Source organism: Shimia sp. FJ5 (assembly GCF_032918335.1).
Taxonomy (GTDB): Bacteria; Pseudomonadota; Alphaproteobacteria; order Rhodobacterales; family Rhodobacteraceae; genus Shimia; species Shimia aestuarii_A.
Map to the genome: position 1 here is coordinate 101,674 of NZ_JAWJUV010000005.1, position 13,408 is coordinate 115,081.

The window sequence follows — 13,408 nt, forward strand, 5'->3', positions numbered from 1 at the left end:
CGCGCGCGCGGCGCGGCGCGCGGTCAGAGGATGCCGGGCAGGTTGAGCCCGTGCTCTTTCGCGCAGTCCCTGGCAATATCGTACCCGGCATCCGCGTGTCGCATGACGCCTGTTGCGGGATCGTTCCACAACACGTTGGCGATGCGTCTGTCGGCGTCTTCGGTGCCGTCGCAGCAGATCACCATGCCGGAGTGCTGTGAGAAGCCCATGCCGACGCCGCCACCGTGGTGCAGCGAGACCCATGTTGCGCCACTTGCCGTGTTGAGGAGGGCGTTCAGGAGCGGCCAGTCGGACACGGCGTCAGAACCGTCTTTCATCGCCTCAGTCTCGCGGTTGGGCGATGCGACAGAGCCGCTATCGAGGTGGTCGCGCCCGATCACCACAGGGGCTTTGAGCTCGCCGTTGCGGACCATTTCGTTGAAGGCGAGGCCGAGCTTGTGGCGTACACCCAAGCCCACCCAGCAGATGCGCGCGGGCAGGCCTTGGAAGCTGATGCGGTCGCGGGCCATGTCGAGCCAGTTGTGCAGGTGGGCGTCTTCGACAAGTTCTTTCACCTTGGCGTCGGTCTTGTAGATGTCTTCCGGGTCGCCAGAGAGGGCGCACCAGCGAAACGGGCCGATGCCGCGGCAAAAGAGCGGGCGGATATAGGCGGGCACGAAGCCGGGGAAGGCAAAGGCGTTTTCAAGCCCTTCTTCGAGAGCCACCTGCCGGATGTTGTTGCCGTAGTCCAAGGTTGGCACGCCTGCGTTCCAGAAATCGACCATCGCGGCGACATGGGTCTTCATCGAGGCGCGGGCGGCTTTCTCGACCGCCTTGGGGTCGCTTTCCTGTTTCTCACGCCACTCCGCGACGCTCCAGCCTTGTGGCAGGTAGCCGTGGATTGGATCGTGGGCCGAGGTCTGGTCGGTCACGATATCGGGGCGCACGCCGCGCTTGACCAGTTCGGGAAAGACATCTGCGGCATTGCCGATCAGGGCCACGGATTTGGCTTCGCCTGCTTTGGTCCAGCGGTCGATCATTGCCAGAGCTTCGTCGAGGCTATGGGTTTTCTCATCGACATAGCGGGTGCGCAGGCGGCAATCGGCGCGGGTTTCGTCGCATTCCACCGCAAGGCAGCAGGCCCCCGCCATCACCGCGGCAAGGGGTTGTGCGCCGCCCATGCCTCCGAGGCCGCCGGTCAGAATCCAACGGCCTTTGAGGGTGCCGTCATAGTGCTGGCGGCCTGCTTCCACGAAGGTCTCATAGGTGCCCTGCACGATGCCTTGCGATCCGATGTAGATCCATGACCCGGCGGTCATCTGGCCATACATTGCGAGCCCTTTCTTATCGAGCTCGTTGAAATGGTCCCAGTTGGCCCAGTGCGGCACGAGGTTGGAATTCGCGATCAGGACACGCGGGGCGTCTTTATGGGTGCGAAACACGCCGACCGGTTTGCCGGATTGCACCAGCAGGGTTTCGTCGTCTTCAAGGGTCTTGAGGCTTGCGACGATGGTGTCGAAGTCGTCCCATGTGCGCGCGGCCCGACCGATGCCGCCGTAGACCACCAATTCATGCGGGTTCTCTGCGACCTCGGGGTGCAGGTTGTTCATCAGCATCCGCATCGGCGCTTCGGTCAGCCAGCTTTTGGCGGTGATCTCGGGACCGGTGTCGGGAAAGATGTCACGGATGTTGTGGCGGGGATTGGTCATCATTTGCCTCCAAGGATCGGGGCCAGGCTGGCCAGTGTTGCAAGTATTTCGGAGAGGTGAGGGCGGAGCCGCTCGGCCTTTGCGTCATCGAAGGCCCAGGGGGGTGTTTCCTCGGTGAGATAGGTCGATTGCGCCAGTTCCATCTGGATCGCATGGATGCCTGTGTCGGGGCGGCCGTAGTGGCGCGTGGTCCAGCCGCCCTTGAAGCGGCCATTGAGGGTTGTGCTGAACCCTTCCGCGGCTTGCGCGATCTTGTGTACCGTGGTCTCGATCTGTGGGGCGCAGGTGGTGCCGAGGTTCGTGCCGATGTTGAAGTCGGGCAGGAGGCCGTCGAAGAGGAACGGAATTCGGCTTCGGATCGAATGGCAATCATAGAGGATGGCGACGCCGTGCAAGGCGCGCACCCGCTCCAACTCGGTCTGTAGCGCGCGGTGGTAAGGGGCGTGATAGGCCTGTCGACGATCCTCGATCTCGGTGTTGTCCGGTGGTCGATCCCAGATTGGCTCCCCATCGAAATCCGTCAGAGGCACCAGCCCGGTCGTGTTCTGGCCGGGATAAAGGCTATGGCCGGATGGATCGCGGTTGGCGTCGATCAGGTAGCGATGGAAGGTCGCGCGCACGGTGGTCACGCCGGGCAATAGCCCGTCGTAGAGCCTGTCGATGTGCCAATCGGTATCCTCGAGCCCTTGGCCGCGCGGATTCAGTTGGGCGCGGACCTCTTCGGGGAGCCAGGTGCCGGTATGCGGCAGTCCCAGAACGATCGGGCTGTCTCCGCGTATGATCTCGACCGGTGTCATACGCAAAGCTCCGGCATGAGGGTTTGGGCTGCGCCGGTAAGGGCAGCGTCGCGCACCAGTGTGGCCGCCACTTCCAGATCGGGCGCCATGTAGCGATCTTCGGTGAGTGTCGGCACGCTTTTGCGCAGGTGGCTCAGGACGGCGGCAAGCGGTGGGCTTGTGCGAAGCGGGGCGCGGAATTCGATGCCTTGCGCAGCGCAGAGCAGTTCAACGCCGAGGATGCGTTCGAGATTGGCCACCATACGCCCCAGTCGCACCGCGCCATGCGCCGCCATGCTGACGTGATCCTCTTGGTTTGCCGAGGTCGGGGTGGAGTCGGTCACACAGGGGTTTGCGAGATGCTTGTTCTCGCTCATCAGGGCTGCGGTGGTGACTTCTGCGATCATCAGGCCCGAGTTCAGGCCCGGCGCGGGGGTCAGGAAAGGCGGCAGATCGAAGCTCAGGGTCGGGTCTACGATCAACGCGATGCGGCGCTGCGCGATGGCGCCGATCTCGGCGACGGCCAGCGCGATCATGTCGGCGGCGAATCCCACCGGTTCGGCATGAAAGTTCCCACCCGACACGATCAGGTCGGGGTCGCTCAGCACGAGCGGATTGTCTGTCGCGGCGTTGGCTTCGATCTCGAGCGTGCGGCCTGCCATGCGCAACATGTCGATGGCGGCGCCGGTCACTTGTGGTTGGCACCGGATGCAATAGGGGTCTTGCACCCGTGTATCGCCGGTGCGGTGGCTTTCGCGTATTTCAGAGCCATCCAGAAGGCTGCGCATGCAGGCGGCTGCCTCGATCTGGCCGGCGTGGCCGCGCAGGGCGTGAATCTCGGGTTGTAACGGAGCGGTTGAGCCCATGATCGCGTCGGTGGACATGGCCGAGGTCACCAGCGCCGATTGCATCGCGCGCCATGCGTCGAACAGCCCTGCAAGGGCGAAGGCCGTCGAAAACTGCGTGCCGTTGATCAGCGCGAGCCCTTCCTTGGCGCCGAACTCTACCGGCGCCAGCCCGGCACGGTTCAAGGCTTCGGCACCGGGAAGGGTTTCGCCTTGGAAGGTCGCTTCGGCGTGCCCCATCATCACCGCCGCCATATGCGCGAGCGGCGCCAGATCGCCCGAGGCACCGACCGAGCCCTGCACCGGGATCACAGGGGTCACGTCCTGGGCCAGCATCTCTTCGATGAGCACGACAAGGTCCATCCGCACGCCCGAGGCGCCGCGCCCGAGGCTCAGGAGTTTCAGCGCCATCATCAGTCGTGTCTGTGCGCGCGGAATCGGATCACCGACGCCGCAGCAATGCGACAGGATCAGGTTCCGCTGCAGGGTGGCCGTATCCTCGGCGGCAATCTTGACCGATGCCAGTTTGCCAAAGCCGGTGTTCACGCCATACACGGCCGCCTCGCCATTGGCGGCGGCTTTGATCCGCGCGGCGGCGGCGTGGATTGCGGCGTGGCTCGACGGGGCGAGACGCACGGCGGCGGCGTCATGGTAGATATGGGCAAGATCGGCAAGTGTCGCTGTGCCGGGGGTCAGGGTCAGTGTCGACATGGAGCGTCTCCGAAAATACGCGTGTGCAGCGGGTTGAAGCCGATGCGGTAGGCAAGTTCTGCGGGGTCTTCGACAGACCAGACCGCCAGATCGGCGCGTTGGCCGCAGGCGATTGTGCCCACGTCCTTCAAGCCGAGGGCGCGGGCCGCATGCACCGTCACGCCGCGCAGGGCTTCTTCCGGTGTCAGGCGGAAGAGGGTGCAGCCCATATTCATCGTCAATAGAAGCGATGTCAGCGGAGAGGAGCCGGGGTTGGCGTCGGTGGCCAATGCGATTGGGACGCCTTGGTCGCGCAAAGTCTGGACGGGCGGCGCTTGGGTTTCATGCAGCGTGTAGAAGGCCCCCGGCAAAAGCACGGCGACGGTTCCGGATTTGGCCATGGCGGTGACGCCCGCGGTGTCGAGGTATTCGATGTGATCTGCGGAGAGCGCGCCATAGCCTGCGGCCATCGCTGCGCCGCCGAGATTGGACAACTGTTCGGCGTGGAGCTTCACCGGGAGGTCGAGTTCCTTCGCCAGATCGAAGACGCGGGCGATCTGAGTGGGAGAGAAGGCGATGCCTTCGCAGAACCCATCCACCGCATCGACAAGACCTTGTTCATGTGCGGCGCGTAAGGCCGGGAGGCAGATGTCGTCGATATAGGCGTCGGCGCGTCCCGTGTATTCGGGCGGCACGGCATGGGCGCCGAGGAACGAGGTTCTGACCCGCACCGGTCGCTTTGTCTCCACCGCGCGGGCGACGCGCAACATGCGCAGTTCGGTCTCGATATCCAGACCGTAGCCAGATTTGATCTCGAGCGTGGTCACGCCTTCCGCGATCAGCGCATCGGCGCGGCAGAGGGCTGCGTCCAACAGCGCCTCTTCGCTCGCTTCGCGGGTGGCGCGCACGGTCGAGACGATGCCACCCCCTGCGCGGGCCACTTCTTCGTAGCTGGCTCCGTTCAGACGCATCTCGAACTCAGCGGCGCGATTGCCGCCATGGACCAGATGGGTGTGGCAATCGATCAATCCCGGCGTGACCAGGCGTCCGCCCAGATCGACCTGATCGCGAACGACCAGATCCTTGGGGAGGGCGGCGCGCGGGCCGACCCAACGCACGCGCCCGGCCTCGACCGCAATCACCGCATCCGGGATCAGGCCATAGGGGCCGGGGGCGGTCAGTGTGGCGGCTGTCAAGTTGGTCAGCAGGTATGGGGCGGAGGTCATGGGGAACGTCTCTTGAGTTTACACTTTCCTAGTAGCGACGACTCGCTTATATGTCTATACATAACGATATTAAGTCCGGAAATAAACTGATGATACACGCGAAGCAAGCCTTGCTAGAGGATGGTTGGGCAACCGATGTGCGCCTGACAGTGGTGGATGGGCGTATTTCTTCGGTAGAGCGGGATGTGCCTGCGGTGGATGGCGATGCGCGGGTCGACGCGCTTTTGCCGGCGCTTGGCAACCTGCACAGCCATGCGTTTCAGCGCGCCATGGCGGGAATGACGGAGGTCCGGCAGGCGGGGCGCGACAGTTTCTGGACCTGGCGCGCGCTCATGTACCGGTTCATGGACCGCCTTTCGCCTGAACAGATCGAAGCGATTGCCGCGCAGGTCTATGTCGAGATGTTGGAAGCGGGCTATGCCAGTGTGGGAGAATTCCACTATGTGCATCACCAGCCCGGCGGCGCGTCCTATGACAATATCGCGGAACTGTCAGAGCGCATTTTTGCGGCGACCTCTGAGACGGGTATCGGCCTGACGCACCTGCCGGTGCTTTATAGCTATGGTGGGGCGCAGCAGGCGGCCTTGGGCGCGGGGCAGACCCGTTTTGGCAATGATGTGGACGGGTTTCAGGCGTTGGTTGCGGCGGCGTCGTCCGGGCTTCGGGATTTGCCGAGCGATGCGCGTCTTGGCATTGCGCCGCATTCGTTGCGCGCGACTTCGCCGGAAGACCTTGGGCGCGTCGTTGCCGGGCATGGGGAGGGGCCCATCCATATCCACATCGCGGAACAGCCGCGCGAGGTCGAGGAGATCGAAGCGTGGCTTGGGGCGCGGCCGGTCGAGTGGCTCTTGGATCATCACTCTGTGGACGCGCGTTGGTGTCTTATTCATGCCACCCATATGACCGGCACCGAGACCCGCCGTCTTGCAGGGTCCGGTGCGGTGGCGGGGCTTTGTCCGATCACAGAGGCCAATCTTGGCGATGGCCCGTTCAACGGACCGGACTATGTCGCTGCGGGAGGTCGGTTCGGGATCGGATCGGATTCCAACGTCAATATCTCGCTCACAGAAGAGCTTCGGACGTTGGAATATTCGCAGCGCCTTCGTGATACGAGCCGCAACGTCCTTACGCCCGGCGAAGGGTCGGTGGGGGCGTTTCTATACAGTTCGGCGGCGCGAGGCGGGGCGCAGGCTCTTGCGCGGGAGGCCGGGGCGGTTGCGCCCGGCATGCTCGCCGATCTTGTTGCGATCAACAGTCAGGCCCCGTCGCTTTGCGCGCTGTCCCGCGACTCGCTTCTCGATGGGTTGGTTTTTGCCGCGAAGGACAATGTGGTCACGGATGTCTGGAGCGCTGGGCGGCATATGGTGCGCGACGGTCGTCATATCCGGCGCGCGCAGGTCGTTGAACGCTACCGGGCGGCGATGCGGGAACTGGTGCACGCGTAGGATGTGTTGCGGGCACCCGTGCGGGGCGTCATGCGGCCGACATCTCGGCGAGGCCACGGGTCCGAATCCCATGCGCAATTCTCTCGGCGCCTTCGGGTAGGACAAAACCTTCGTGCGGGCCGGGAAAGTCCACAACGGCAAGATCCCCGTCAATCACCTCGCGCCAGAGCCTGATCTGTTCGGCGTCAATGCTGCCAGCTTCGGCCCTGAAGAAGATCGGCGCACGAATCCTGACGGGTTCAGGAGACCAACCGGCGAGCAGGGCGCGGAAGTGAAGGTGTCGGTATCCGCGGCGCAGATTGGTTTTGCCCCGCGCGCGGCGAGAGAGATGTTTCTGCCATTCGGCGATGTATTTGACGGACACGGGCCAGCGGTTCTTTACAGAAGTGAAATCGGTGTCGACGATTGCGAGACAGCCGATCTCATACCCCCAGCCAACCAGAACACGCGCGGTTTCAAACGCAAGCACACCGCCGGCGGAACAGCCGATGAGGTCGATTGTTTTTCGATCTGTGGACTGGGCGATTGCGGTGGCTGCTTCTTCGGCGATGTTCTGAAGTCGATCAGAGGGATTCCAACCGCCCTTGCCGAGCATCGGGGGTTTCACGCCGACGAGCCTTGCCGTGTCCGCCAGAGCGCGGGACAGGGCGAGGTACGCGCTATGATATCCGTTCAAGGGTGGTAGCGCATAGATTTCATGCGATGCCGTCGAATGGCCGATGGGAGAGATGACCCCTGTGACGTTGGTGTCCCGGCAAAACGCAATTGCGCGTGCCATGCTCTCAACCGTCGCGCCTTCTGCGAAGAGCAACTCGAACGGCAGGTCCATCCCGAGTTTTTGCTCAAGCTTCATTGCAAGGACCATCGCCTTGAGGGAATCGCCCCCCGCGTCGAAGAAGTCCTCTGTCTTGCCGATATGGGGACGTCGCAGGATTTGTGCCGTGTATTTGGCCACGACGGGTTCGTAGCGCGCAGACTCTGTGACGAGGTGCAGCGGGGGGGCTGGGGCGCGCGGCGCTTCTTGCGTCGGGGCGTTTGCGGTGCTTCCTGAGGTCGGTGTCTCCCCCAGGATCTGGAGCACCTCCTTCTCAAGCGCAGCACTGAAGCGCGGGACGGCGTGGCCGTGTTCGTGTTGGCGGATTGATGCGGCCTCGCACCACTGGGTGATCTCGAGTTGTTGCGCCAGCGTATGTTGTTCGTCCGACCCCGAGACCAGATGCAGAGATCGGCAAGGGATCGGCGTGGTTGGGCCGTTCCAGGACGCATCGAGGCTTGAGGCCGGGCTTGGCGACATGCTGAGGAAGAACTCAAGCTCGGGGTGTTCCATCGCGATCAGGGCGGCCACGAGGGCGCCGTCGCAGATGCCGCCAATTGCGTCGATGGGGCCAAGTTCTTGCAGGCTCTGGCGGACGGCGGACAGGCTTTGCTGTAGTGTGTCCGGCTCTGTCACGGCCCAGCTTCGGTAGGCCGGTTTCTTGTAGAGCCCCGCCTCGACGGCGATGGCATGAAACTCGGGCATTGGGGCGCAGAGGTGGGGGGCGTCCAGAAAGACGAACTCGATCTTGCCGGACAAGCGCCCGGTCCAATGCGTGGCGCGCAGGCTCTTTTCCATGAGGTCGGCGTCGGCACCTTCGCCATGCAGAAAAAGCACACGTAGCGCAGAAGATCGCGGCGTTGCGGAGGGCGGCGGGTCTGTGCGCTCTTGTGGCGCCGGAGCGCCAGACCCCGGTGTTTTCAGTTCGGCGATCGCAGCAACGAGTCCGCGTGGCGTTGGGTGGTCGCTTAGGATCCATGTCGGGAGCTCAAGCTGAAACCGATCCCCGAGAAGTAAAGACAGCTCGACAGCAGCAAGCGAGTTGACGCCTGCGTCGGTCAGCGATGTATCCGGCCCCAAAGTGGTGCCCGCCCCGACATGCTGTTGGATCACCTCCAGAACCGCGGCGAGGCTAACCTCTGAGGCGGTTGCGGGGTGTGCGGATTGGACCGTCGCAGTGCGCGTGGAGTCGCGCAGGCGCGGGGCGGCCTCGTCATCTGACCAGATGTAGGTTTCGAGCAGTCCCATCTGTCCCGGCGGCACCTTGGCATTGAAGCGCTCGGCGAACTGTGCCCGCTGTAGCTTGCCGTTGGGTGACCGGGGCAGGCTTGTGAGGTGCACGAGGGTTGTGGGGCGTTGTGGCGGCGGCAAATGCGCAACCGCCCAGCTATAGAGGTCAGATAGGGCCATTTCATCCGGGGCGCCGACCACAGCCAAGGCGACATCTTCGCCAAGGTCATCGTGCTTGCGTGCAAAGGCCATCAGCTCTACGCGAACGCCATCGACAGTCCAGGCAGGATAGGGGGCCAGCACCCCTTCCACGTGGGCCGGGGGGATCGTTTCGCCGCCTGTGTTGATCGTGTCCTTGATCCGGCCCTCGATCCGGAGCCACCCGGAGCCATCGGCCGCAAGGCATCCTAGATCGCCGGTGCGGAAATATCCGCGCGGCGTAAAGCTATCGGTGTTTCGGCCACCGGTCTCGATATATCCGTCAAAGACACAGGGCCCTTTCACGGTGATCTCACCGACCTGACCCGGTGCCACAGGGGGGAGGGAGGGATCGTCGTTGTCGATAATCTCGACGGAGACGGACGGCAGGACGCGACCGACGCTGCGCGGCTTTTCAAGGCGATAGGTCAGGGGCGGGGCGGCAATCGGCATCGCCTCGGTCATGCCATAGGTCGGCAGGACGGCGACGGCGTCTCCGAACAGATCTGCGAGGTCGCGGGCCATGGCATTCGGCAGGTCGGCGCTTGCGCTTCGGATGGCGCGCAAACGCGGCCAGGGGCGGGTGTCACGGAGTTCGGGATGGGTGCGGGCGTAGTCGAGCACCATGCCCCACATCGCCGGAACGAGATAGCACCAGGTTGCGCCTTGCGGGCCTGCGAGCGCGTCGAAAAAGGTCTTGGGGTCGAAGGCGGGCCGGTGGGTCATCCCGGCGGCGGCGAGAAGCGGGGCGATCAGGTTGCAGGCAATTCCACCGACATGATGCAGCGGCAGCATGGACACCCCGATATCCGCAGGAGACAGGGTCAGCGAGGCCCCAATTCCGGCCCCGGAGCGCATCAGCCGCGATAAGGTAAACCCGACGCTTTTCGGCTCGCCTGTGGTGCCCGATGTGCGCAGGCGAAGCACCTCATCGTGCAAGCCATTCCTTGGCGTCTCTTGCGTTGGCACGGTCTTGGGGCGTGCTTGCGGTAGTTCGGCGAGGGCCAACCGGTTGATCGAGGTCAGCGCGATGATCGGCAGGCCCAGCCGTTTGGGGAGGCTCTTGGCTCTATCCGCGGCCTCGCTTCCTGCGACGGTAAGAAGGGCGTCTAACCCGCCGTGTTCGATTTCGGAGGCGATCTGAGCGGCGGGGAGGGCGGCGTCGATCGGGACCGCAACATAGCGGTTCATGGTGGCAAGCAACGCAGCGGCAAGCTGAACGCCGTTCTCCACCATAATGCCCACGCGTGCGCCGGGCGTGACATCCCACGGGGACAAATCGAACCCGGCAATGTAGCGGCGCAGCTCGCCGTAATTTACCCCTGCGGCAACGGACCAGAGCGCATGGGGCGCGGGCGGCAGGAAGGCTTCGATCCCCAACGTGTCTGGTGCGTTTTGGTCGAGGAGGTCCAGAGCGGTTTGGATCGGGTTGGTGTCTGGGGTGTCTTCGCCGCTTGGGAGGGGCTGCGCTGCACCATCCGGTTCAAGCCAGGCTGACTTCACGAGGGTGTTTGCCCAATCCGTATAGAACCCGCGCGGTTGCAACATATGCGGAAAGGTCGTGATTTCGCCCATGAGCGGCCCACGCACGCGATCGGCGTACCAATCAAGACGCACGAAAATCCCCATCTCACGCGCCAAGCGTTTGGAGTTGGCCAGCATGTCGGAAAGGCAGGTGGGGTTTCTCGCGTCTACCATCGCCTGATCGGTGCAGACCAAGGTCCGGTGCGTGCGCCAGCAGGTGGCCGGATCCCATGCCGGTTGGGGCAACAGGCGAAACTCTTCGTCGAGGAAGGCGACCCAGTTGAAACCGTCCATCCGGAAATGCAGTTGAAGCCACAGGAACCTCTCGCCGATCATAAAGACCTTGTAGTCGGTCGGAGCGGGGAACCCTCTTTCGTCGAGGACGAAAGCCTCGATCAGGAAGGAGGAGAAGTTGAACGGAAAGACCTTACCTTCGTGGCGACAGAATCCGCGCTCGGCCATCTTTGCGAGCTCTTGTCCGACGGTTGCCGGGTCGAAGGGAACGCCGCCTCGTGAGAGATCGATGCCGTTGCGCACAAGTGTCACGCCGAAGGAATGACCGGCGCCTACGGGTTTGATGACGAAGCTTTCCGGCAAATCCGGGGCCAGTTCGGTCAGCGCCTCTGCGATGCGGTCTTTTGGCACGATATGAAGCAGATCCGGCAGCGGCACATCGTGGCTTTCAAGAAAGCGGCGCTCTTTCAGCTTATCAAGCTGTGTGAAGGGGAAAGGATTGCTTGGCGTGCCGATGAAGCGGTTTTCTGTGTCGCGGCGCAGTCGGAACTGCGCGTCGTGTTGATACCAGCGCTGTTGGCGGGCTACGAGCTTTTCATAGATGAAAGCCCCGCTCTGTGCGGCCTTGTCGACAAGGGCCGAGGTGTCGCGCACATGGGTGGCTGCGAAATCCGCGCGATCCACGACGCGGGTGATGATCTCGTGGATCTGGAGGCCGGCAAGGCGGTCTTCGGAAGCGGCGAGCAGGTCGCGCAAGATCTCGACAAGGCAATAGGGCACGAGGCCCGCCAAGACGCGATCCTCGGAGAACGCCCGGAAGATGGCCCCGACAGGATCGTGGGATTTTGACCCTGCCTTTGCAGGCAATGTGGCCCGCAGCAACAGGCCCCAGCGGGGTTGCTGCGGGCGTTGAACGGAATGCTCGATGATCTCGGATGCTGCGCCAGAGGCGGGTGTGGGGGTGCGGACGATATTGATATGCGGAAAACGTTCGATCAGTGCCGCGGCGCGCTGGCCCTCTGTTTCGGATGAATCGTCAGACCGTATCCAACCGCCGCGCGGCAGATCGGACACGCAGAGGTGCGCGCCGGAGAAGGCCTCGTGTGTCTTGTGGCAGAGGGAGGCGAGTGTCTCGTCCTTTTCCAGCCTGACCGCCACTGGCACCGAGGTGTCGAGGCAGCCAACGGTGTCCTTCAGCACCGGATCGCGTTCGCGGTTTGACACGACATGGCATAGGAGCGTGTCTTGGCGTCCTGAGAGCGCCTTGTCCTCTCCGGTGAGGCGAGCGATCAGCGCCGAGGCCAGTGTATGCAGCAGCAAGGGAAGCGTTGTGCCAAGGCGCGCGGCGCAACGCTCGAGCGCGTCGGTCTCGGAAGGGCGCAGCTCTGCCTTGGCGTCAAGGCTCGCGAAGATTTCCCAGGTTGTCTTGGCGACGCGTGGCAACGGTCTTGTGGTAGTGATGTCGGCGCGGGCAAGACATGCGTCGAGGGTGGTCACGTGCTGTGCGCCGTCCGGGCCATTGGCGCGCTGGGCTTTCCAGAGCGCGACGTCGGAGAAATCAAAATCCTTTGCTTCGGCGTTTTGCAGGCGGTTTGAGGCAATCATCTCGCGCAGCTGTCGAGCGAGCCTGTGCATGCTTATACGGTCCGAGAAGACATGGTGCATCGTGATGCACATCCAATGACGGCCTTCGCTATTCGGGTCGGAAAGGATCAGGGCGCGGGTGGATGGTTTAAACGGCGAGCAGGGCTTGCCTTCAAAGGCTTCGATCAGGCGCATGGCCTCTTGGTCGGATGCGGGTGCGTCCTTGACCTCGACCGGAAGCTGGAGACCGGGCAGCGCCTGTTGTTGTACCGTGTCGCCTGACTGCACCAGAACCATACGCATGGCCTCGTTCGCGTCGCAGAGGGACTGCGCGATTGCGGGCAGAAACGGCGCGCGGATGAGCGAGGCAGGCATTGATAGACAGAGGCTTATGTTCGCCCATGGCCCCCAGCTTTCTTGCTCGAGCTGCGCCCACAAGACCTGTGGCCCAGCGAGGGCAATAGGGGCGGATGGGTCTCGAAGATCGGACGGTGCGGGCCGGGCTTCGGTTTTTTCGCCAAGGGCCTCAAACAGGAGGTCGATGCTGGTCTCACTGAGGAGAAATTCATAGGCCACGTCGTAGCCGAGCAATTGAAGCTCTTCCAAAAGCTCCGCAGCGCCGAGCGAGTCGAGCCCTTGAGAAACAAGGGACCGTTCCGCATCAACGGGCGTTTGCAGAATTCTCGAGGCAAGGTCGATCAGGGACGTCCGGGAGATCGGATCGGACGGCTCATCTCTGAGCTTTGAGGCCATCGCAATGATCCTCTACAAAAAATCGTTAAACACATACTTTAGCATTACCAGCGTCGAAAAAACTTATCCAAAATACACCATTACGGCAATAGAAGAGTGGTCTGTATGTATCAAATTGAAACGGTGCCAAGGGCGCTTGTCCAGACATGAGTGTGAGATGCTTTGGACTCCGATCGTGTTTTGACCGCGTGCCTGATTTCCGCGCGGTGCCGCCTTGTGACGCATACCACTTTGACACGGTCAGACGAACCCGTTACCCCTTCGAATACCAGGGGCGCCGTGAGGCTGAGATGTACCCTTTGAACCTGAACCGGATAATGCCGGCGGAGGGAGGTACCGGTCAGTTCGCGCATCGCCCTTGATGTCTTTCGACCGTCTCTCCCGTGCGGCGGGAGAGAGAT

6 protein-coding genes and 1 riboswitch are annotated in these 13,408 nt (G+C 63.0%); of the genes, 1 reads left to right on the forward strand and 5 read right to left on the reverse strand.

Features of this window, described 5'->3' with window-relative positions; translation table 11 throughout:
- Window positions 1-23 precede the first annotated feature (23 nt).
- Genes hutU through hutI form a run of 4 tightly spaced genes read right to left on the reverse strand, consistent with a single transcriptional unit; the run spans window position 24 to window position 5,225 of the window.
- Window positions 24-1,688 (reverse strand): urocanate hydratase, encoded by a 1,665-nt coding sequence (gene hutU, locus R1W01_RS15655; protein WP_297758011.1) that lies wholly within the window; start codon window positions 1,686-1,688, stop codon window positions 24-26.
- Complete coding sequence (gene hutG / locus R1W01_RS15660) at window positions 1,688-2,485, reverse strand: N-formylglutamate deformylase (RefSeq protein WP_297758008.1); 798 nt, start codon at window positions 2,483-2,485, stop codon at window positions 1,688-1,690. The genes hutU and hutG overlap by 1 nt, the downstream gene beginning before the upstream one ends.
- Window positions 2,482-4,020, reverse strand: coding sequence for a histidine ammonia-lyase (gene hutH, locus R1W01_RS15665; protein WP_297758005.1), 1,539 nt, complete (start codon window positions 4,018-4,020; stop codon window positions 2,482-2,484). Before hutH ends, hutG begins: the two co-directional genes overlap by 4 nt.
- Window positions 4,008-5,225, reverse strand: a complete 1,218-nt coding sequence (gene hutI, locus R1W01_RS15670; protein WP_297758002.1) for an imidazolonepropionase — start codon at window positions 5,223-5,225, stop codon at window positions 4,008-4,010. Before hutI ends, hutH begins: the two co-directional genes overlap by 13 nt.
- 89 nt (window positions 5,226-5,314) lie before the next feature.
- Between hutI and R1W01_RS15675 the strand changes: the two genes are divergently transcribed.
- A complete protein-coding gene (locus R1W01_RS15675; protein WP_297757999.1) occupies window positions 5,315-6,670 on the forward strand; it encodes a formimidoylglutamate deiminase in 1,356 nt (451 codons plus the stop codon).
- A gap of 28 nt (window positions 6,671-6,698) precedes the next feature.
- Here R1W01_RS15675 and R1W01_RS15680 read toward each other — a convergent pair whose 3' ends face one another.
- Window positions 6,699-13,007, reverse strand: coding sequence for an AMP-binding protein (locus tag R1W01_RS15680; RefSeq protein WP_317275311.1), 6,309 nt, complete (start codon window positions 13,005-13,007; stop codon window positions 6,699-6,701).
- Between the two features lie 260 nt (window positions 13,008-13,267).
- A riboswitch (TPP riboswitch) is annotated at window positions 13,268-13,356 on the forward strand.
- Window positions 13,357-13,408: the final 52 nt, after the last annotated feature.